Genomic DNA, 21,324 nt, shown 5'->3' on the forward strand with positions numbered 1-21,324 from the left:
TGTAATGATTTACTTGTAAAGAAAATATAGCATTTTTTGATAAAAAACTCTCCTAAAATATTATCTCAGGGCAAAAATACTTTAAATCATGTTGAACTACCTTAAGCTTTCTTTGCCAAAGTCAATATTTAGTTTAAAGTTAAGAATTTCTACACTCAAGGGTTCGGGTGTAATTAAAAGTGTTGGCAAGATAAGAAAGGATTAATACATACTGAAAGCGTAGCAATAGGAGGTTGCATATGCTTAACGAAGAAGAAGCTAATAATGTAGTAAATTGCTTAAAGAATCATCCCGGCCTATTAGAATCCATTAAAGATTTATTAGATATTACCGAAGGAGTTAAAGGGATTGAAGCGGCGGATGATGCTTAATTTGCTCTTATTCCCGAAGTTAGAGGCTTAGGGAAAAAATGCCTAGAGGATTGGGCAAAGCATCAAGTAAATGAGCAAGAAGCCAAGGCTCAGGAAATGAAATTAAGACAGCATTCCAAAAAAAAAACTAAGTTGGCATACAACATTTGGGATAGTAGGCATGGAAGAGAGATGCTTCCTACAAGCAGGAAAATTGATTAGACCCTTTTCCTTTTCTTCCAAGGTTAGATGCAGAGGGCATTCTTTACCATTAGAGCGAGCAATAACCGACTTTGGAGCAGATATTGCTTTTGGAAAAGTAGGAGAAAAGATGAAGGAACATTATGGAATTGAAGCTTCTTCTTCCATGGTTAGATTGATTACCCAAAAGCATGCAAGCAGAATAGCTAAGCTAAAAAAAGAAGCGGTTAGTCAAGAAGCAATCATTATTAGTAAAACAGATAGGAGTATGGTACCCATTGTGGAGATAGGCGAGGCCGGCAAACAAGCAAAAAAAGATGCAAGAAAAGCAAGAAAAGCAAGAAAAGTTTGTTGGAAAGAAGCCAAGCTAAGTCTGGCAAGAGGCAAGGACAGAGCCAACCGCTTCTATGCTGGTAGTATTGGGACGGCAGAACAAGCAGGCCAACAGATGCTAGAATGCGCTCTTATAGCGGGCCTGAAAGAAGGCAGCTATGTGCATGCCATAAGTGATGGAGCGCCTTGGATAGCCGAACAAGTAAAGCTAAAATTTTGCAATCGAAGCGGCCACTTAATTGATTTTTACCATCTATGTGGATATTTATCCGAGGCTGCCATTTGGTGCAATATTTTTGAGCCAAAAAAGTGGCTAGAAGAAAGTAAAGAGAAGTTAAAAGCTGGGAAAAGCCGAGAGGTTTTCAAAGAGATTGAAATTAAGTTCAAAGCGTTAGATCATCCTGAGCAGGAGAATGGCTTAGTAAGATGCTATAGGTACATGGAAAAAAGACTGGATATGATGAATTATAAAAGCGCTTTGGATAAAGGCTTACCGATTGGATCAGGCGAGATAGAGAGTAGCCTTAAGGCTGTGGTACAAAAGAGGCTGGAAATAGCGGGAGCTTGGTGGAGGACAGAAAATGCTAATGCGATGCTGAACTTAAGAATAGGTAGGTTAAATGGTTATTGGGAAGCTTACTGGAATTCCTACAAAGCTGCTGCTTAAAAAGAATTGCCAACACTTTTGTTTACACCCAATCCCCTGCAAATTTTTTAGCTTCTGTTGCATAATAAGCAGACTCTCATTATTATAAAGCGATTCATTTCAGGAGCTATAAAATGGCACATATTGATAAAGATACTATTCAGAACCTAATGGCTTTAAGTCGCATCGAGTGTACTGAAGAACAAAAAGAGGTTCTGCTTAACAATTTAAAGAAAATTATTGGATACTTTGAGCAATTGAATGAAATCAATACCGATGATGTGCCACCTTGTGATCATGTTCTTGCTGATATGTGCAATGTGATGAGAGAAGATGTGCCTGGGCCTACCCTGCCCCGTGAAAAGTTTTTATCCAATGCTCCTGCGCACATTGGAGGAATGATAAAAGTTCCTACCATCATTAAGCAAAACTGATTATCTGAAGGAAAGACATGATACATACACTGACCGCCTGTGAAATTAAAGATAAGTTTTTAAAAGGAGATCTTACCGCGCTAGCTGTTACCGAAGCTTTTTTAAAACGTATCGATCAATATGACAGCCAGATTGGAGCTTTTCTTGCAGTGTACAAAGAACGCGCGATTGAAAAAGCTAAGCAGCTGGATAAGAAGAGAGCGTTGGGAGAAAAATTAGGAAAACTTGCGGCTGTTCCCATGGCTATCAAAGACAACATCCATATTAAAGAAGAAATTTCTACATGCGCCTCTAAATTCCTCGTTAATTATCGCGCTCCCTTTGATGCTACGGTTGTTCGCCTTTTGGAAGAAGAAGATGCTATTCTTTTAGGCAAGACTAATATGGATGAATTTGCGATGGGCTCTTCTAATGAAAGCTCTGCTTTACAAAAAACTTATAACCCTTGGAACTTAAAATGTACTCCCGGTGGCTCTTCAGGTGGATCGGCTGCTGCTGTTGCTGGACGTCTATGTCCCCTTGCGCTAGGTAGCGATACAGGAGGATCTATCCGCTTGCCCGCTTCCTTTTGTGGAGTGGTAGGTTTTAAACCTACCTATGGAAGGGTTTCCCGTTATGGATTAGTCGCTTATGCTTCTTCCCTTGATCAAATAGGCCCTTTTGCTACCAATACGCGAGATGCCGCTTTAGTGATGGAAGTGATTGGAAAGCACTGTGATAAAGATTCTACCAGCTTACCCGCTGAAGCGGACGATTACCTTACGAAGATGAATAAGGACATTAAAGGAAAAAAGATTGGAGTACCTTGGCATTTTTTAGATACTCTTGCTGCCGAGCCTAAAAAAGTCTTTAACAATTCTTTAGAAATTCTGAAGGGCTTGGGAGCTGAAATTGTAGAAATTGATTTAAGTATTTTAAAGTATTCTTTACCTGTTTATTACATTCTGGCCACAGCCGAAGCTTCTACCAATTTGGCACGCTTTGATGGAGTGCGCTATGGCCACCGTTCTAGCCGTGCTCAAACCTTAGAGGAAATCTATGATTTTTCAAAAAGTGAGGGCTTTGGAGAAGAAGTGAAGCAAAGAATTCTTCTAGGCACCTTCGTACTTTCCTCCGGTTATCAACAGGCTTACTATAAAAAAGCACAAAAAATTCGTACTTTAATTATACAAAGCTATCAAGAAGCCTTCAAAAGATGTGATTTGGTGGCCAGTCCCGTTAGCCCTTTTGCGGCCTTTGAAATAGGATCGATTAAAGATCCCATACAAATGTATTTAGAAGACATCTACACGATAGGCATTAACTTAGCAGGTCTTCCTGCCATCAGCATTCCTGCCGGTTTCTCTGCTGAAGGAAAACCTATGGGCTTGCAATTAATAGGTCCTCAAAAAGATGAGGTAGGTGTTTTTCAAGTCTCTCATGCTTTTGAAAAGGCTACCTCCTATCATATGCACATGCCTGAACTAGTGAAATAGGAGAAATTCAATGACGCAGCATATTAACTGGGAAGCCGTAATTGGTCTTGAAATACATGCCGAACTTAACACCAAAACTAAACTGTTTAGCGTAGCTCCCAATCATTTTGGCGACGAACCTAATACAAACATTACAGAAGTTTGCACAGGCCAGCCAGGAGCTCTACCCGTGCTCAATAAGGAAGCCGTTCGAAAAGCCGTGCAATTTGGATGTGCCATCAATTCCACTATCGCTAAATTTAGCAAATTTGATCGTAAATCCTATTTTTATCCTGATAGCCCTCGCAATTTTCAGATCACTCAATTTGAGCAGCCTATTGTATTGGGAGGAACTGTTGTCGCCGAAGTTAATGGAATAGAGAAAACTTTTGCTGTCAACCGGGTACACTTGGAAGATGATGCAGGCATGCTTAAACATTTTACCAATTTTGCGGGGGTGGATTATAATCGTGCAGGTGTTCCTTTGATTGAGATTGTTTCTGAGCCTGTCATTCATTCTGCCGATGAAGCTGTAGCTTATGCATCAGCTATAAAAGCCATTTTACAATATATTGATGTTTCTGATTGCAACATGGAAGAAGGCTCGCTACGTGTAGATGCTAATATTTCCGTGCGCCTGAAAGGCGAAACGGGGCTTCGTAATAAGATTGAAATCAAAAACATGAATTCATTCAGCAATATGCATGTAGCGATTGAATGCGAAATTAAACGTCAAATCTCTGCCTACATAAAGCACCCTAACATTCCTTACAACCAAATTATTCAACAGTCCACTTATCGATGGGATCCGGAAAAAAAAGAGACGGTTCTTATGCGCCGTAAAGAGCGAGCCGATGACTATCGTTATTTTCCTGAACCCGATCTTGTACCTATTGTTTTGACCGATAGCTATATTGAGGAAGTGCGCCAGTCATTACCAGAACTACCTTTGCAAAGAGAGAGGCGTTATGTAGCCGAGCTTGGTCTTTCTCCTCATCACGCCTTTGTTTTAACGCAAGATAAGCCAATAGCTGATTACTTCGAGGAAGCTCTTAAAAATTGCTCAAATGCACGCAATCTTTGTAATTGGATCATTGTAGAATTTGCAGGAAGGCTTAAAGATTCGGGCAAAAATCTTTTAACTCTTGGTATTCCTCCTATTCAGCTAGCCAAATTAGTAAATATGATTGATAAAGGAACGATCACGGGAAGAATAGCTAAAACTGTAGCTGATCAAATGGTTGCTCAGCCCCAGATGGATTGTGAAAAAATTGTAGCTGATAATCCTGATTTTAAACCGGTGAGCGATCAAGGGGAAATTGCAGCTATTGTGGATAGAGTATTAGCACAAAACCCTCAATCTATTGCTGATTTTAAAGCAGGTAGAGAAAAAGCATTTGCTTTTTTAGTAGGACAAGTGATGAAAGAAACTAGAGGTAAAGCGGCACCCACCGTGGTAAACGAGATGCTCAAGCAGCGTATAAATTCCTAAAGAATGAGCTAATAAACTTGCCAAAAACTTCTATTTTTTTGACTTTATTCTTTTAAATTAATTTTTAAATATTAAAGAGAGAGAAGCTAAAAAAAACTAGATGCTCTTTTTAGCAAGCTTATAGGTAAGAAAATTAAATAAAAACGCTCGAAAAATAATCAGTTCTACTTAAGGTGGAGGTATTAATTTAAAATCTATTCAAATAACCTCTTCCTTTCTCTTTGTAGTTCACGCCCGCTTAAGGAATAAATTAATAGCTAGCTTCTTCGCTCGTTTTAATTACTTCAAGCATTAAAAAATTGGTACAAAGATTTTTATCTTGTAGCTAGCCTTATTTATAAGCTAATCCAATTAAAAAGGGGTGAATAAAAAGAAAAATAGAGCTTTTAGAATTCCTTTCAAGCTTTATAAAGCATTTTTTCATCAGCTTTTTTATAAAGATAGCTTCCTAATGAGGCTTGCCAAATAACTGCGGCAGTAGCAAGGAAGACAGGCAATACCAACATACCTATTCCCCAACAGGCAATAATTACAGGGACGGAATAAGCGGACAGAAATACTTTTATCCTATTTACAGCCTTTTCTATCGATTGACTAAAAGCTACCCCTATTACTAATGAAATAAAGCACATTCCAGGATTGGTAGCAAAAAGAGCTAAGGTTAGTAGGCTAATAAACACAACGTTAGCCACTTCCTTCACTTTGGAAAAAGCCTGAGAAGCTTTCTCTCGCCATGCAGGATTAACAGGCAGATGAATAGATCTTCTATCACTCTTTAAGTCGACAGATGCTAACGTTGTCATATAAACCTCTTTATTATTGAGGAAGTATTATGCTAAATCAGAAGATAAGAAACAAGCCTGAAATGTTTTATTGACAAACTGAAGAAGAAATTCATAATATCAGCCCAACGGGGTTAAAAATGGAAAGCGACGATATTGGTGAATTTAAGATAACTAAAAAAGTCAAAATGAAGCTTAAAAATAAAAAGCTTCTTAAAAAGCAACTTGCCCAAGGTAAAACTGCTCAGCAAATTTTAGAATTTAGCGATGAAACCATGGCTAAATTCTATGGCGCTGCCTATCGCCTCTTTGACCATCGTCGCTATGGGGAAGCGGCTCAAGCTTTCTTATTCCTGGTCACTCTTAATCCTTATAACCATGAATATTGGGTGGGGTTAGGAATGTGCTCTCAACTTAACAAAGATTACGAAGCTGCTATCGATGCTTACGAAATGGCAGCTATATGCCGTATTGATAACCCCGTTCCCTATTTTTATTTAGCTAAATGTCTCTTTGCTCTGCATGATAGAGAGAGTGCTCTGCAAGCCCTAGATTTGGCTATAGAATATGCCTCCAACCATCCTGAATTTTTAGAGCTTCAGCATCATGCCGAAAATGCTAAACGGCTTTTACTTAAAGATATATAAATATTTTCTTAATTTTTTAAACCTTTAATATTCAATTAAGCCCGCGGGTGAAATTCATCAAAGCTTTTTTGCAAGCGCGATTTGCTGATCTGCGTGTATCTATCTGTACTACTGATACTTGCATGCCCAAGCATTTCTTGGATAACGCGTAAGTCAGCCCCATTTTCTAATAGATGAGTGGCAAATGAATGGCGAAGAGAATGAGGGGATATATTTTTAAGGATTCCTGCTTTTTTCATATATGTTTTGATCATCCTCCATACACTCACTCGATCGATAGGTTTTCCACGGCTAGAAACAAATAATTCTTTAGATTTTTCACTCTCTGTTAATGAACGATAATGATGAAGATAATGATCGATAGCTTGGATAGCTTTAAATCCTATAGGAACTAAACGTTCCTTCTTTCCTTTACCCATCACCCGCACATACTCATCATCCACATCATAGATCTTCAAGCTACAAACTTCAGAGACCCGCAACCCGCACGCATACATAATTTCTAGCATAGCTTTATCCCGTGAGCCTTGTAGAGTCTCTACATCAGGAGCTCCTAATAATCTTTCAATTTCTTCGTAAGAGAGCACTGTAGGAATAAGCTGCCAAGCTTTAGGTGTAGCAAAATATAAGGAGAAATTGCTGGGTAGATTCCCCTCTCTTTTTAGAAAACGACATAATACTTTAATGGCTATGAGATTGCGTACAATACTTGAACTGGCATATCCTGCTGCTTGCAGAGAGGCCACGAAATCCATCAGCTGTTCTTCATCGACCTGTTGTATAGCATCAAAGCCTTTCTTGCTTAAAAAAGCAAAAAATGCGGCTATATCTCGTTGATAAGCTTCTATAGTATTTACAGCTAAACCTTTTTCCGAGCCTATATAGCTTAGAAAATCTTCAAAAATAGTATCCAAAAGACTAGAAGAGGATTTCTGCATGGCTTAGCGCGCTAACTTTTCGGCAATTTTTACTTGAAGGGCTTCAATGTCGCTAGCGCTCAATGGCTTTCGTTTAACAGCCCACATCTCTTCAGTAGCTGCTACCTCATAAATAGCAAGTACCGATCCATCCTCCTGCGCCAACTCTTGCCTTAAATAAATAATTTTTCGTCGCGCCAGGTAAAGTGCCAATATGAATGCTTCTGCCCATTCTTCTTCCGAAGGAGATTGCAATAAGTTTTTCAATAAATAAAAAGCTTTTTCATCGCGTGTTTTAAAAGATATTTCTTCCTTCTCTTTTTTCGAAACGACTTTAGCTTTCCAAGCCGTTTTAGCCCTAGCGCTAAAATTTTCTTTAGCAAATTTTTCCCAGCAAGCTAAGCAAAAGTCTTTCCTCTCGTATTCTTCTTCTTGAGAAAGCAAGATCGAATAAAACTCCATCTCTGGAATAAGAGGTTCGTTGCCATGCATGCAATGCGCGGCACGTTTGGGAATTTCGATTTTCAACATGATTTTCTCCCTAAGGACATTACAAAGTCTCTAAATGGCGAACCATTGCCTCACCTAAAGCAAACTCAGATTTTTCGCCCATCCCTCTTTTAAAAGAAAATTGATCAACAATTTTATTAGCTAAAATTTTACCCAATTGCACTCCTTCTTGATCAAAAGAATTAATCCCCCAGATAAATCCTTCAAAGGCTACTTTATGTTCGAAGTAGGCAAGTAAAGAGCCTAAAATATGGGGCGTTAACTGACGTGCTAACAGAATATGAGAAGGCCTATTGCCAAAAAAGCTTTTATTTATATTTTCAGGATCTTTTTGACCGGCTGCTAAAGCTATGGCTTGCGCAAAAAGATTAGCTAGCAGCTTTTCTTGAGAGTAAGTCCCTTTATATAAAAAATCTTTTTTATACTGAGATTCTTTAAAACCGATAAATTCCACAGGAATGGGAGATGTTCCTTGATGAATAAGCTGAAAGAACGAATGTTGGGCATTGGTACCTGGCTCACCCCATATGATAGGCCCTGTCTGAAAATTAACGTGATTGCCTCTTCGATCGGTATGTTTTCCGTTAGATTCCATGTCAAGCTGCTGGATATGAGCAGGAAAACGTGATAAAGCGTGAGAGTAAGGAATAAGCGCCACGGTAGGATGCCCTAAAAAATTTCGATTCCAAATGCCTAATAAAGCTCCTAGTAAAGGCAAATTATGCTTGATGCTTGGATTTAAAGCCACCTTATCCATCGCGTTGGCGCCTCTAAGTAGCTCCCAAAACACTTCAAATCCAAAGGCAAAAGAAAGCATCACTCCTCCTACCATCGAGGTGGTAGAATAACGTCCTCCAATCCAATCCCAAATGTAAAAGCTTTCTAGGTATTGATCAGGATTATCCATAGGGCTGTCACGACCTGTAACAGCTACAAAATGATTACGAGGATGAAGGGAAGCTTTTTGGAAATGAGACCGAACAATTTCTTCATTCGTTAATGTTTCAAGTGTGGTCCCAGATTTTGATACACAAACCACTAAAGTAGCAGACAGATCCACATCTTTAAGAACCGTGGTGGCATCATCAGGATCGACATTGGAAATAAAGTGCACTTTTCGGCCCTTTTTCTGCAAAGGCTGCAAAGCCAAATAATGAGCTTTGGGTCCTAAATCTGAACCTCCGATGCCTATCATAATTAAATCTGTAAAACTTTGATCTTTATCAATTTTATTGATAAAATGCTGCAGCTTATCGATCTCCTTTTTAGCCTCTTTTGTTGCCTCGCAAGCCTCTTTCGACTGATTAGGAGCCTCAAAAAAATCTCTTACCGCTGTATGTAAAACCTTTCTATTCTCACTAGGAAAGCCTTCAATTTTATTAACAGTTTCACCCGCCTGCATCTTTTTCATCGCTTGTATTACGCCTGCTTCGCGTGATAGCTCCACCAAAGCTTGCATAACCTCTTCTGTTACTTGTTCTGTGCCATACAAAAATTTTATGCCACAAGCTTCAGCACTAAGCTGCTGCAAACGAGTTGGAGTTAAGAGTTGGGGATCCGTTAAGTCACAAGGATGCCTGGCTAGTTCCTTTAGTTTCGCAGTAGCAAGAAAATGATCAAATGACCGACTGTTCACACCACACTTTTCTACCATAGACATAAAAAAACCTCACTTGAATAGGATAGCCTTGTTATAACCGATGAACAATAAATGATGAAGAGCAAAAGTAAAATTTATAAATAAAATTTTATTACTTTTTTGGGGCTTAAAAAGGAAGGCTAATCAACTAAACTTTTCTCTTGTCCAAACCCTTAATAGAGAATGAAAGTTAAGCTGCCTTACTCGCCATCTCTATTATTCATCATGCTAAAAGATCCTTTTTCACTTTTTACATACGGTATCTCTTTTGCTAACCCTAGAGAAGAACCCACAGTAATGACTGTCCCCCCTGCAGCACAAAAGCCTTGCAGGTTGCGCTTACCTTGCCTTGTTAAGCTGGAGGAAATGACGACTAAATAGTCCAGCCCTTCCCATTCATGAAGAAGATAATTTTCTGGGATAATATTGAGAGCAACTCTTTCATTTAATAAATCGCGTAATATCTCTTCTAGCTCTTGATAGGTTTGTTGATCTCTCCATTGATAGTTAGGGAGGCAAACACCTACAGGTGCAGGCTTAAAATTAAATAAGTAGGGAAGCTCACTATTTTTAACGAGCAGATGTAATCTCCCCCATCGTTCGCGATGCGTTAGCTGAACTTCTAAACTTAAGCTTAACGATAGATCTTTATCTAAAGTCACAAAGATAGGCATTTCATCAGGCATTCGATTGGCTAAAAGTGCTAAATATTCTGCTCCCACCTCACGTGCAAATAATGCTTGAGAGGTAGAAAAGGGTAATTGATCATTTTCATTACCCTTCGTAGTTTTCCATTCTTTATAATTAGATTGTAGTTCATCATCCCAGCTCATTTGAGATTTAAAGTTTACGGGCCCTCGATAGATGTTTACCCCTAAGGTTTGAGCTTTAAATTTATCCCATAAATTATCCCGAAAGTGCTCGAGAGAAAGAAGCAGAGATAAAAACTGGGTTTGATTAGATAAGGGCCACTCTAAACGATCAAATAAACCTAAATCTAAGTCCCAAAAAAGCAGAAAGCCTTCTTTCGAATAATTTTCTGCCACCTTTTCTATTTTTTTCCAGTCAAGGCTTGCCGTCACTTTGCCATCTAATTTAAGTGAAATGACATTATAGCCAGCAGGGATTTTTTCATCCTCTGCTTGCCATTCATAAAGCTTAGGCTTAAAAATTTTTCCTTGGTAATAAAAGTAAGGTTTATCCCAAACTAGCCTTTTTGTATTTTCAGGGATCTCCTCGACACTCATTTTTTAATAAACCTATGATAGCGAATTGTTTTACCCTTGGAGCGCCAAAGCTCCTCAAAATAAGAAGTGCCATAACCTTCTTCTTCGGTAGAAAAGTAGGGGTGAGAATAGTAAGATTTAAAATCTGCGGCTGACAAGAAAACTTCAATCGCTTCTTGCGAGTAGCTTATATCATCCGTAACAAAAGTAAGAGCTTTATCTGTTTGCATCACCCGGGCTAATTCCTGGACAAAGTGAGGCTGTATTAAACGGTGCTTAGCATGTCGCAATTTAGGCCAAGGATCCGGAAAGTTGATGAATACATTAGCAATACTAGCTGAAGGAAAGTAAGTGCGAGTGGCCATCAACCCTTCTCCACAAACAACAATCAAGTTCTTGAGCGAGCCATTTTTAATTTTGGACCAGATCTTACGCACACGGGTAAATTTTCTCTCAATGGCAACCCAATTAAGATGAGGATGGGCCTCTGCTTGTGCTACTATCCAAGCCCCATTTCCGCTGCAATATTCTATGTTAACAGGCTGATCATTGCCAAAAAGCGAAGGATGAGACCACCCAGGAAACTCAAAATGATTTTGAGCTAGATGCCTATCGGGTAAGTACCATATGCCATCATGGATGGTAACTTTTCTATTATCTTTAGGAAAAGGGGGTATCAAATCAGCAGGCTTCATAATCCCAATAATTTTTTTGAAACAAGTTAATATAATCTGCCACCCAAGCATGTAGCCAGGGTACATTATTCCAAGCGGCCTTACTAAAAAACGGCTTTAAGTCAATCGATCATTCATCTATAATGCTCAGGAGAGAAAATAAGCCCTTTTTTAAAATTTACTTAAAATAAGATATATCAAATCTACCAAAAAGTCTACTGCTTATCTTTGGGGATTTAAGGAACTCTATGATCGGTCGAAATCATGAATGTTGGTGTAAAAGCGGTAAAAAATGGAAGAAATGCCATTTTCCTCATCTTAGCCCTGCATTAAAAGAAACAGAACACTCCCAACTTTTAAAGAAAGAGTATTTAAAAAGATACAATATCATCCTTAAAAATGAGCAGGAAATCACAGCCATACGTAGAGCCTGCCATCTAGCTTCCTATATTCTTGAAGAAACCTGTAAAATAGCTAAAGAGGGTATTACCACCTTGGAAATCAATGATTTTGCGCATCGGTTGCATTTAGAGATGGGAGCCATTCCTGCTCCTCTTCACTATGGCCATCCACCTTTTCCTAAAAGCATTTGTACTTCTCTTAATGAGGTCGTTTGTCATGGCATTCCTAATAAAATCCCCTTAAAAGAGGGAGATATATTAAATATTGACGTCACTTGCATTTTTGAAGGCTACTATGGCGACTGCAGCAAGATGGTTAGCATAGGTAAAGTTTCAGAAGAAAAACAGCTAGTCATGGAAGTAGCGTATGAGTGTTTAAAACGCTCTCTTGCTATTTGTAAACCTGGGGTGGAAATCAAAGAAATTGGTAACGTAATAGAAGCTTATGCGCGCGCGCATCACTGTTCTGTTGTCCATCAGTTTGTAGGACATGGGGTAGGAATAAACTTTCATGAAAACCCCCAAATTCCTCATGCCTATAATGGAAGCCAGATTCCTTTGGCACCAGGGATGATATTTACTATCGAGCCTATGATAAATGCAGGGGTTCAAGAGGCGATAATTGACCAAGAGGATGAGTGGACAGCTCGCACTAAAGATGGTAAAGCGAGTGCTCAATTTGAGCATACTTTACTCATTACTCCTGAGGGGCATGAAATTTTAACTAACTGGCAAAGATAACGATCTTTAAATTTCCCCTCACCTTCCCTTTTCCTTTATATACCTACTCTCGCTTACCTTCATTGCAAGCTAGTAGCTAGAGCAAGTGGCGGTGGCTTTACCTTTTTTAAAAGAATAAAAAATTATAAGCTAAGCTTAGTAATAATCTCGTTTAAACTCTCTACCTCTAGATAATAAGTTTTTTCTAAATTATCCAATTGGTTTTGCATTTGGATGATATGTTGCGTTAAATGTTGGGCATAAGGGTCTACATTAAACTGCTCTTTTTCTTGAATAAGCAGTTGTAATTGAGAAATTTTTTCTTCTGCATAAAAAAGTTTTTGCCTGGTGTGCTCTAAAACAATAGATTTATCATTAAATTGCTCTTTTAGCTGTAAGTACATTCCCTCGGCACGGCGCCTTAAAGCATACTCTTCATGGGAATTGGGTGTAGGTTGAAGGATAAGTTTTTCTTTCTTATCTTGCCTAGCATACTGCTTAGCACTTTCCTCTGCTTTTTCTATTGCCAGGCGAGCTGCCTCAAGCTCCTGCATGTTTTCCTTTAAAGCCGCTTCTAACCGCGCTTTTTCTTGCTCAAGATCTTTAAACTGTTGGAGCTCATCTTGAAACTTTATAAGAGTAGAATTTAAGCTTATCTTTTCCTGTTGCAAGTCTTCGATTTGATGGGCCCATTTTTCTTGTAGAGCTTGATAGGCTATTTTCTCTTCCTGAAGCTGAGTTAGTTCTTTTTCATGCGTTTGTAAATCTTCTAAAGCACTCTGCAGGCTAAATTGTATATTAAATATCTCTTGATCTTTGGCGTTAATTAGCTCGCTAAGATTTTGAGTTTCACTCTTATGACAAAGAATACAATCTTTAAGCTCATTTTGCACTTGTTGCAGCTGCATTTTTACTTCAAGAGAAGCTTTCTTTTCTTCTTCCAGTTCTTCCCAAGCTTTCTTTTCATTAAAACTTTTAAGCTCTAGCTCTTTTTGCATGAACTGCAGGTTATCCTTAGAACGCTCAATTTCTTGCTTGGCAAGTTCTATCTCAAGGGTAGCTTGTTCAGATCGCTCTTCTAGCCAGGAGCTTTTCTCTTCAAAATCTTTTAGTGCTTGAGAAAGAGCTCTCACCTGCTCTTCAAAATGTTGAATTTCTCGTTGATGTTGGCTTTTGATATTTTCTATATTTTCTGCAGAATGGCTATCAATGATACTTGCACACTTTTCCAGCTCTTCATGGGCTTCTTGAAGTTGATCTTTAATGTAAAGGATTTCCTTACGTTTCTCCAAAAGCTCATCTAGCATACGCTCATTTCTAACCGCTTGATTATTCAGCTCTGCAGTGAGTAAATGCACTTCTTTCTTAAAAGCTTGAGCCTCTTGTTGGGAATCTTTTAGCCCCTCAGTAAGTGCTTCTAGTTGTTTATTTGCACTTTGCATGTCAGCTTGGTATTGCAGCCTAAGCTTTTCTAATGGAGGATCATCCTGCATAAGCTTGAGTGCTTCTGTTCGCTTAGCTAGCTCTTTATTAATTTCAACGAGTTGATCGCTAAGCTGCAGGGCTTCTCCACGTTTGTCCAGCAGCTCTTGTAATAGCTGCTCCTCTTTAAAAGATCTTATTTCAAGTTCATGTTTAATAGCTTGGGCATCAGCCTTATACTTTTCATTTTCTAATTTTACCTGCTCAATCTCAGCTTGAGAGCTTTTTAAAAGAGAGTCTAGATGATTATTTTTCTGCTGAGAATGGTAGAGTTTTTGAGTAATTTTCTCTAATTTTTCCTGGGGACTTTCTTTTTCATGCTGGCTCTCTAGCCTCCCATTTTCAAGCTTAAAGAAGCCTTCTTCTGTAGCAGAAGAGGGAGATTGAACCTCTTGTATCAGAACTAAAGCAGTATCATAGCTATAACTGGTGATAAAAAAAGTAAGTAAAATGGAAAAAGTAATCCCTCCATGCCACGCGGGAGAATTAATAAGTATCGGATGATAGAAAGACAGCAAAAATGCTAATGAAAAGCCAGCTAAAATGAGACCGCCTCTTTTTAAATACCAGCAAACAGGTAAACCTAAAACAAGAGTGAAGGCTAACAAGGGTGTGAGTGGAGTGGGACGCAAGAACATGATGAAAAGGGTAGCTAAGGCTAAGAGTGGACCTACCACGCTCCATAGAAAAAACTGACGTTCACGCGTTAAGTTCATTACTATACAAAAATGCTCTAAAGTCTATTAATTAGGGTCAACCTTATAACAAACTCATCAAAATGTAAAGTAGTAAGTGTGAGAGCCTGCTTAATAACATTTAGAGCAAAGCTTTATTGGCACAACCCGAATTTCAGAACTAAAGGCAATAGAGAAGCTAGCTCTCTCTATAAATAGTGGTGATAAAAAAATTCTGCAAGCTTAAATAGAACCCTATGCGTAGAATATTAATCAATGATATTACTTTTGCTTTCACAAAAAAACTCATCTTAAAAAATTTATGCCACACGATAAAAAATGCTTTTATGCGCGTTTATTCTTTTCAATCATTATTAAAGCTGGATCAGGCTAAATTTCCTGAGCGATAAATATTTTCTTCTAATTAAGCAAGATGAAGAGCTTCTAAGAATATTTCTTTAACCTCTCTCCTCAGAACTAGAGGCCTCCTGCTTATTTAATAGGAAAGAAGACTTTCAAGTAAGGCTTAATTTTTTATAAGAAAGCTTCTTCTTCTTTTTCATCAATAAAAGATTGGGCCCCTTGTAGCAGATAAGCAACTAAAGAAGAGTCCCCTTCATAAGTCATCTGCACTTGCATGTTACCATCTTCTACGGGTTTATCGCAGGTAATAAGAACATAACAAGCATGATTTTTAGATAACGTATCGTATAATTGCTTTTGCTTATTAGACTTCATCTAATCTCCTTAGCATTTGCCTCCACCTCTAATTTTTTTGGCTTAAAGCTTCTTTATAAATTCTATTGATCAATTAAAAGCTCCCTTTACCCACTTATACTTTTAACCCAATATTTGTCACATTATACGATGAGAGTAATTATGAAAAGTTAATTTGATAAGATTTTTTATTGAAGATGTAAGCTAATGTAAATAGGCACTCTACAAAAAAAATTTTCTAAAGGAGTGCGCTCTTTAGCATTTAAGTAGAGAAAAAAAGTCTAAAATAACCCCCTCTACAGCTGAAGTGAAAAAAATTCTAAGCTTAATTTTTATCTTCTTGTTTTACATTTGCCTCAAAGGAAAGATAAGCAACTATTATTTTTTATTTAGTAAAATGGTCATAAAAAGCATCTGCTCGCATGCCTGGCCATCCATAATTTTTTTCGTCCAAATCACCCATATGGCTATCTATCGCTCTTCCATAAAACAATCTGGCCCCCCTCTTTGGAGCATAGCAATCTTCTGTTATTTGGCTCTCATCTTCACCAACACTCTGTTCCTCTGCTGCCTCTAAAGGCATATATCCTATCACAACCATTCCCATCAAAAAAGCTAATCTATGCATTTTTTTCTCCTTTACCACCACAAATAGTATTATTAATTTTTTTAATAATTTTTCAATCTTTTAATCATTTAGGGAGCATAAAGGAGCTGAAAATAGCAGGATATTTCTATCTTTCAACATTTTATATGGGCTAGGTGGCCTTATCGAGAGAGGTAGTTAATTTTAGACTTTAAGGCAGAAACAGTTAAAATTTAAAAAAGATCTTTTCAAAAGTAGCTGACCCACCTATACTACAAGATGAATAGATGTAAATTTTTTAACTCTTCACCTGTTTATCCATCTTTAAATTGCTCAATCAAAATGTTTATGGAAATTGTTGTTGGCTACATTGAGAGAATTACCTTTCAAAATGCAGAGACAGGCTATACGGTTGCACAGCTAAAAACAGCTCAATTAAAAGAGCTTGTGTGCGTGGTTGGAGTCATGCCTACTGCTCTTCCTGGTGTGACCGCGCGCTGTAAAGGACATTGGAAGCAGCATCTAGTTCATGGACGGCAATTCATCTGCCAAGAATATCAAGTAGAAGCCCCTGCTGATCTTTTAGGGATCAAGAAATACTTAGGCTCAGGGCTGATCAAAGGAATTGGCCCTAAATATGCTGAACGCATTGTGGAAAAATTTGGGATAGAAACTCTAGATGTGATTGATCAAGCTTCTCACAAATTATTAGAGATTGAAGGGCTAGGAGAAAAAAGAATTGAAAAAATTAGATCCTGTTGGGATGAGCAAAAATCTGTACGAGAAGTCATGATATTTTTGCAGTCTAAAGGAATAAGTCCTGTTTATGCGCAAAAAATTTATAAAAATTATGGCAATCATAGCATTGAGAAAGTTCAGCAAAACCCTTATATCCTTGCCCAAGAAATTACAGGCATTGGATTCAAAACAGCAGATGCTATTGCCAAAAAAATGGGAATGGAACACGATGCCTCTCCCAGGATCGACGCCGGCATTGAATTTATCTTAGCCGAATTATCTAAGGATGGGCATGTCTGTTTTCCTTTAGAAGAGTTTGTGGCTGAAGCTTCAGAAAAGCTGGAGGTGGAGAGCCCCAAAGTTAAGGCCCGTATTTCCTCTTTAAAAGATGAACGGCGCATCGAACTATTCGATCTGGTTAACAACCAAAAGATACAAACTTTTATTTGGAATATGTCCCTGTTTGTAGCCGAATCGGGCATTGCCCGTGAAATTAAAAGGTTAAATAGCTGTGCATGTAATTTAAGAGCGGTGGATATTCCTAAAGCTCTTGAGTGGGTTCAGCTAAAGCTAAATATTAAATTAGCTAATAACCAAAGCATTGCGATAAAAAATTGCCTTTATCAAAAGCTTCATATTATCACAGGTGGCCCGGGTACGGGGAAAAGTACCATCACAAATGCTATTCTGGCTATTACAGAAAAATTGAGTGATAAAATTCTGCTGATGGCACCTACTGGGCGTGCTGCTAAGCGCATGAGTGAAATTACAGGTAAAAAAGCTTCCACTATTCATAGTATATTGGAATACAATTTTAAAAATGGGGGATTTAAACGTAATCGTGAAAATCCTTTGGATTGCGATCTACTGATTGTGGATGAAGCCAGTATGATCGATACCTTTCTCATGTATAGTTTATTAAAAGCTATTCCCAATACATGCAGGCTTATCTTTGTGGGAGACATCAATCAGCTGCCAAGTGTTGGCCCTGGCAACGTCTTAAGTGATATGATTAACTCGCAAACAATCTCGGTCACTCTGCTAACAGAAATTTATCGTCAAGCGGCAGGCTCGCGTATTATTACTAATGCTCATAAAATTAATAGTGGTATCTTTCCAGATATTCATAACCATAGTGAGAGCGATTTTTTCTTCCTTGAAGCTGTAACCCCTGAAGAAGTATTAAAAAATATTATCGCTCTTATTGCCCAAAGGCTTCCCCAAAGATATGGCTATGATCCTCTCCATGATATTCAAGTGTTGACACCCATGCGTAAAGGAATCATTGGGGCCGATAACTTAAACACCGTTTTACAAGAGACTCTGAATAAAAATAGCAATCCCTTATTTAGAGCAGGGAGAAAGTTATTAGTCGGAGATAAAGTTATGCAAATCCGCAATGATTATAAAAAAGAGGTTTATAATGGAGAAATAGGAGTAATCAAAGAGATAGACATTCTTGAACAGCAAGTTCTTATACAAATAGAAGATCGTGACATTATTTATGAATTTACCGATCTTGATGAAATTGTCCTTGCCTATGCTGTTTCCGTGCATAAGTATCAAGGTAGCCAATGTCCCTGTATTATTATGCCTGTGCATACTACCCATTTTGCTTTGTTATATCGCAATTTACTCTACACAGGGGTAACACGTGGGCAAAAGCATGTAATCATTGTCGGAAGCAAAAAAGCGATCGCTATCGCTATTAAGAATGATGAAGTAAAAAAACGTCATACCGGACTTTATCATGCTCTTATAGGAATTAATAATATTAGCGTAAGCATGCCATAATGAGAAAAAGTAAAGCTCCCTTGTTTTCTGAGAAATTTCTCATTCAGTCTGCTTTAACACTTATCTCTAGCTTACTTTTAATCGGTACAGCTTTATTCCACGATGCTTTATGGATAAAACCTATCCCTGTAGCTGAAGAAACAGCTAAGTTTTTCTCCAATCAAACGGGTGATCAGTTGGAAAATGCTTACATTTCGGCTATAAACAATGCTAAGAAATCCGTTCTCCTCCTCATTTTTTCTATGACGAGTGAAGAAATCATCGACGCCCTACGTCATAAAAGCCAAGAAGGTATTCCTGTAAAAGTTATCTGTGATGCCAAGGCATGCCCCTATATTAGCAAAAAATTGGGCCCTCAGGTGGAGCTCATTCGGCGTTTAGGTAAGGGACTCATGCATATAAAGATCTTAGTGATTGATGATATAGAATGCTGGATTGGTTCTGCCAACTTCACCAACGAATCTTTAAATATGCATGGTAATCTTGTCGTCGCCTTAAAAAATGAAGCGCTTGCTGCCACTATTAAAGAAAAAGCTTCTACTTTGCATGAGTATGATAGAAAGGGCGAGGTTACTCACCACACCTACTTGGCTGGCGACCAAGAGTTACAAATCTCTTTTCTGCCTGATGATAAAAAAGCAAGCGTGCGTATTAAGCAACTGATTCGAGAAGCTAAAAAAAGTATACGCATCGCTATGTTTACCTGGACACGCTTTGATATGGCTAAGGAAGTAGTGGAGGCCCAAAAGCGAGGTGTTAACGTAGAAGTGGTGCTGGACAGAAGCTCCTCTAACGGGGCGAGCGCTAAGATAGCAGAAATGCTTAAAAGCCACCGTGTTAAATTATTTTACAGTGCAGGCACAGCATTACTTCACCATAAATTCATGTGGCTAGATGATCATACATTAGAAGTGGGTTCTGCCAATTGGACTAAAGCTGCTTTCACACAAAATGATGATTGTTTTTTAGTTCTCCATCCTTTAACTCATGAGCAGCGCCAGCATATGCAGAACTTATGGCAAGCCATTAAAGCAGACTCCCTTCGTTAATAAGCTAGCTGCATGATATTAACTTGATTCAATCCTTTAAAATGCTTCTCTCACTTATTAGGAACACAAAAAAAAACAAGCTAAAAATTACTGAAAAATGGTTTAAATTTATTTACATTTTTTGTATCTATTGTGGGTTCAATCTAGGAGTTTGTCATGAAAATTGTGCTTATTGGATATGGTAAAATGGGACATCTGATCGAAGAGATCGCCTTACAGCAAGGACATACCATTGTAGCCAGACTCTCCTCCAGCGAGGCTGTCTCTTCTCTTAAAGAAAATTTAATTCAGCAAGCGGATATTTGCATAGATTTTAGTGCTCCTCAAGCCGTTTTAAGCAATCTTCAAAGGCTTGCTCCATTTAAGAAAAATATAGTCATGGGAACAACAGGCTGGGAAGAGCATAAGGAGGAAGCGAAAAAACTTATTCATGAACACCAAATAGGTTTTCTATTTTCTCCTAATTTCTCTATTGGAGTTCATCTTTTTAAAAATATTGTGGAAGCTGCTGCCCAATTAATGAATGAATTTGATGATTATGATGTAGCTGGACAAGAACTTCATCATTATCAAAAGAAAGATAGCCCTTCAGGAACAGCCAAAAGCTTAGTTTCCATATTGCTTGAAAAAATTCAGCGTAAAAAAACGCCTCTTTATGATAGAGTTGATCGTCCTATAGCCCCACATGAACTTAATTTCTCAAGCGTGCGCTGTGGCTCTATACCTGGCACCCACACGATAATCTTTGACTCCCCTGCGGATACTCTTACCATTACCCATCAGGCAAGGAACAGAGAAGGCTTTGCGCGAGGAGCCTTGGCAGCAGCCGAGTGGCTAATAGGAAAAAAAGGAATTTTTACTCTAGAGGATATGATCTGCTCCTCAAAAAAACATTTCCAACACCTCCCCTTTACAAGGAAATAATTATGATGAAACCTAAAATTTGGGGCGTCTATACCGTGCTTATTACCCCTTTTGATAAAGAAGGACAATTAGATGAAGAAGGCTTAAGAAAAAACATTCGTTTTCAGCTATCTTATCATATTCAAGGATTAGTGGTTTTAGGTACTACCGGTGAAGCCCCTACCTTAAGCCAAAAAGAAAAAGCGAAAATCATCAGTATCGCCCGAGAGGAAACACTAGGTAAGTGCCTTCTTATGGTTGGTACTGGTAGCTATGCTACCCATGCTACTATTGAAAACACTTTAGCTGCCCAAGATGCTAGCGCCGATGCGGCCTTAGTGGTTACGCCTTACTATAACAAGCCCACCCAAGAAGGTTTATATCAACATTTTTCTACTCTTGCCAAAGCGGTAAAGCTGCCCCTTGTCATTTACAACATTCCCGGTAGGACGGGTCAAAACTTACAGATCGAGACATTAAAACGATTGGCTGCCATAGAAAATATAGTAGGAGTAAAAGAAGCCTCTGGAAACATTTCACAGATGATGGATGTAATTGAAAGTATAAGGCTTATTAGACCTGATTTTAGCATCATGTCAGGAGATGATGCTTTAACTTATCCTTTAATGGCTCTAGGGGGACATGGCATCTATTCTGTTTTAAGTAATCTATTCCCTCAAGAGGTTAAAAAATTATGCGATCTAATGGTAGAAGAAGATTATCCTGCCGCGCGTGCTTTGCATTATGAATTGCTTCCCTATATGAAAAGTATGTTTATCGAAACCAACCCCATCCCAATAAAAACAGCAATGAATCTAGCAGGCCATGCAGCAGGCCCTTGCAGGCTACCCTTATGTGCAATGAATGATGAAAATCTAGAGAAATTAAAAAAGTGCTTAAAAGTTTTGTAGCTAGGAAAACAGCAGGCAAGATAAATCACCCATGGGATGCTAAA

At 38.4% G+C, this 21,324-nt stretch carries 20 protein-coding genes; 11 read left to right on the forward strand and 9 right to left on the reverse strand.

The features are described from left to right. The first annotated feature begins 239 nt into the window (after positions 1-239). The 5 genes from NEOC95_RS09480 to gatB all read left to right on the forward strand — a co-directional run bounded on the left by NEOC95_RS09480 (position 240) and on the right by gatB (position 4,910). Positions 240-371 (forward strand): hypothetical protein, encoded by a 132-nt coding sequence (locus NEOC95_RS09480; RefSeq protein ID WP_283248237.1) that lies wholly within the window; start codon positions 240-242, stop codon positions 369-371. Between the two features lie 160 nt (positions 372-531). Beyond that, positions 532-1,551, forward strand: a complete 1,020-nt coding sequence (locus tag NEOC95_RS02465) for a hypothetical protein (protein ID WP_213151287.1) — start codon at positions 532-534, stop codon at positions 1,549-1,551. Positions 1,552-1,664: 113 nt separating this feature from the next. After that, positions 1,665-1,964, forward strand: coding sequence for an Asp-tRNA(Asn)/Glu-tRNA(Gln) amidotransferase subunit GatC (gatC, locus tag NEOC95_RS02470; RefSeq protein WP_166158015.1), 300 nt, complete (start codon positions 1,665-1,667; stop codon positions 1,962-1,964). 17 nt (positions 1,965-1,981) lie between these two features. Next, complete coding sequence (gatA, locus tag NEOC95_RS02475) at positions 1,982-3,439, forward strand: Asp-tRNA(Asn)/Glu-tRNA(Gln) amidotransferase subunit GatA (RefSeq protein WP_249270141.1); 1,458 nt, start codon at positions 1,982-1,984, stop codon at positions 3,437-3,439. A 10-nt stretch (positions 3,440-3,449) separates the two neighbouring features. After that, positions 3,450-4,910 carry an Asp-tRNA(Asn)/Glu-tRNA(Gln) amidotransferase subunit GatB gene (gatB, locus tag NEOC95_RS02480; RefSeq protein ID WP_213151289.1) on the forward strand — a complete coding sequence of 487 codons (1,461 nt, stop codon included), beginning with the start codon at positions 3,450-3,452 and terminating at the stop codon, positions 4,908-4,910. Between the two features lie 398 nt (positions 4,911-5,308). On the opposite strand, the gene NEOC95_RS02485 is transcribed toward gatB, so the two are convergent. After that, on the reverse strand, positions 5,309-5,713 hold the full coding sequence (locus NEOC95_RS02485; RefSeq protein WP_166158021.1) for a hypothetical protein: 405 nt from the start codon (positions 5,711-5,713) through the stop codon (positions 5,309-5,311). Between the two features lie 119 nt (positions 5,714-5,832). Here NEOC95_RS02485 and NEOC95_RS02490 point away from each other — a divergent pair, with 119 nt between their 5' ends. Then, the gene (locus NEOC95_RS02490) at positions 5,833-6,339 is read left to right on the forward strand and encodes a SycD/LcrH family type III secretion system chaperone (RefSeq protein WP_166158024.1); all 507 of its coding nucleotides are present in this window, start codon (positions 5,833-5,835) and stop codon (positions 6,337-6,339) included. 35 nt (positions 6,340-6,374) lie between these two features. Here NEOC95_RS02490 and xerD read toward each other — a convergent pair whose 3' ends face one another. The 5 genes from xerD to NEOC95_RS02515 form a co-directional block, all read right to left on the reverse strand. Next, positions 6,375-7,277 carry a site-specific tyrosine recombinase XerD gene (gene xerD / locus NEOC95_RS02495; RefSeq protein WP_213151294.1) on the reverse strand — a complete coding sequence of 301 codons (903 nt, stop codon included), beginning with the start codon at positions 7,275-7,277 and terminating at the stop codon, positions 6,375-6,377. Between the two features lie 3 nt (positions 7,278-7,280). Beyond that, complete coding sequence (locus NEOC95_RS02500; RefSeq protein WP_213151295.1) at positions 7,281-7,787, reverse strand: hypothetical protein; 507 nt, start codon at positions 7,785-7,787, stop codon at positions 7,281-7,283. Between the two features lie 19 nt (positions 7,788-7,806). Then, a complete protein-coding gene (locus NEOC95_RS02505) occupies positions 7,807-9,426 on the reverse strand; it encodes a glucose-6-phosphate isomerase (RefSeq protein WP_249270142.1) in 1,620 nt (539 codons plus the stop codon). A gap of 179 nt (positions 9,427-9,605) precedes the next feature. Next, complete coding sequence (locus tag NEOC95_RS02510; RefSeq protein WP_213151296.1) at positions 9,606-10,652, reverse strand: hypothetical protein; 1,047 nt, start codon at positions 10,650-10,652, stop codon at positions 9,606-9,608. After that, on the reverse strand, positions 10,649-11,326 hold the full coding sequence (locus NEOC95_RS02515) for a tRNA (guanine(46)-N(7))-methyltransferase TrmB (RefSeq protein WP_213151297.1): 678 nt from the start codon (positions 11,324-11,326) through the stop codon (positions 10,649-10,651). Before NEOC95_RS02515 ends, NEOC95_RS02510 begins: the two co-directional genes overlap by 4 nt. A gap of 227 nt (positions 11,327-11,553) precedes the next feature. On the opposite strand from NEOC95_RS02515, the gene NEOC95_RS02520 reads away from it, so the two are divergent. Beyond that, complete coding sequence (locus NEOC95_RS02520) at positions 11,554-12,447, forward strand: methionyl aminopeptidase (RefSeq protein WP_213151298.1); 894 nt, start codon at positions 11,554-11,556, stop codon at positions 12,445-12,447. A gap of 122 nt (positions 12,448-12,569) precedes the next feature. Here NEOC95_RS02520 and NEOC95_RS02525 read toward each other — a convergent pair whose 3' ends face one another. The 3 genes from NEOC95_RS02525 to NEOC95_RS02535 all read right to left on the reverse strand — a co-directional run bounded on the left by NEOC95_RS02525 (position 12,570) and on the right by NEOC95_RS02535 (position 15,927). Further along, positions 12,570-14,624, reverse strand: coding sequence for a hypothetical protein (locus tag NEOC95_RS02525; protein ID WP_213151299.1), 2,055 nt, complete (start codon positions 14,622-14,624; stop codon positions 12,570-12,572). A 492-nt stretch (positions 14,625-15,116) separates the two neighbouring features. Continuing rightward, entirely contained in the window at positions 15,117-15,320 is a 204-nt protein-coding gene (locus NEOC95_RS02530; RefSeq protein ID WP_166158045.1) for a hypothetical protein, read from the reverse strand. A 364-nt stretch (positions 15,321-15,684) separates the two neighbouring features. Further along, positions 15,685-15,927 (reverse strand): hypothetical protein, encoded by a 243-nt coding sequence (locus NEOC95_RS02535; RefSeq protein WP_213151300.1) that lies wholly within the window; start codon positions 15,925-15,927, stop codon positions 15,685-15,687. A gap of 306 nt (positions 15,928-16,233) precedes the next feature. Between NEOC95_RS02535 and recD2 the strand changes: the two genes are divergently transcribed. From recD2 to dapA, 4 genes are all read left to right on the forward strand, one after another. After that, the gene (gene recD2, locus NEOC95_RS02540; protein ID WP_213151302.1) at positions 16,234-18,417 is read left to right on the forward strand and encodes an SF1B family DNA helicase RecD2; all 2,184 of its coding nucleotides are present in this window, start codon (positions 16,234-16,236) and stop codon (positions 18,415-18,417) included. Then, on the forward strand, positions 18,417-19,466 hold the full coding sequence (locus NEOC95_RS02545) for a phospholipase D-like domain-containing protein (protein WP_213151304.1): 1,050 nt from the start codon (positions 18,417-18,419) through the stop codon (positions 19,464-19,466). The genes recD2 and NEOC95_RS02545 overlap by 1 nt, the downstream gene beginning before the upstream one ends. A 156-nt stretch (positions 19,467-19,622) precedes the next feature. Then, the gene (dapB, locus tag NEOC95_RS02550; protein WP_213151306.1) at positions 19,623-20,390 is read left to right on the forward strand and encodes a 4-hydroxy-tetrahydrodipicolinate reductase; all 768 of its coding nucleotides are present in this window, start codon (positions 19,623-19,625) and stop codon (positions 20,388-20,390) included. A 2-nt stretch (positions 20,391-20,392) separates the two neighbouring features. Beyond that, on the forward strand, positions 20,393-21,280 hold the full coding sequence (gene dapA / locus NEOC95_RS02555) for a 4-hydroxy-tetrahydrodipicolinate synthase (RefSeq protein ID WP_213151308.1): 888 nt from the start codon (positions 20,393-20,395) through the stop codon (positions 21,278-21,280). Positions 21,281-21,324: the final 44 nt, after the last annotated feature.

Source organism: Neochlamydia sp. AcF95, from assembly GCF_018342455.1.
Lineage (GTDB): Bacteria > Chlamydiota > Chlamydiia > Chlamydiales > Parachlamydiaceae > Neochlamydia.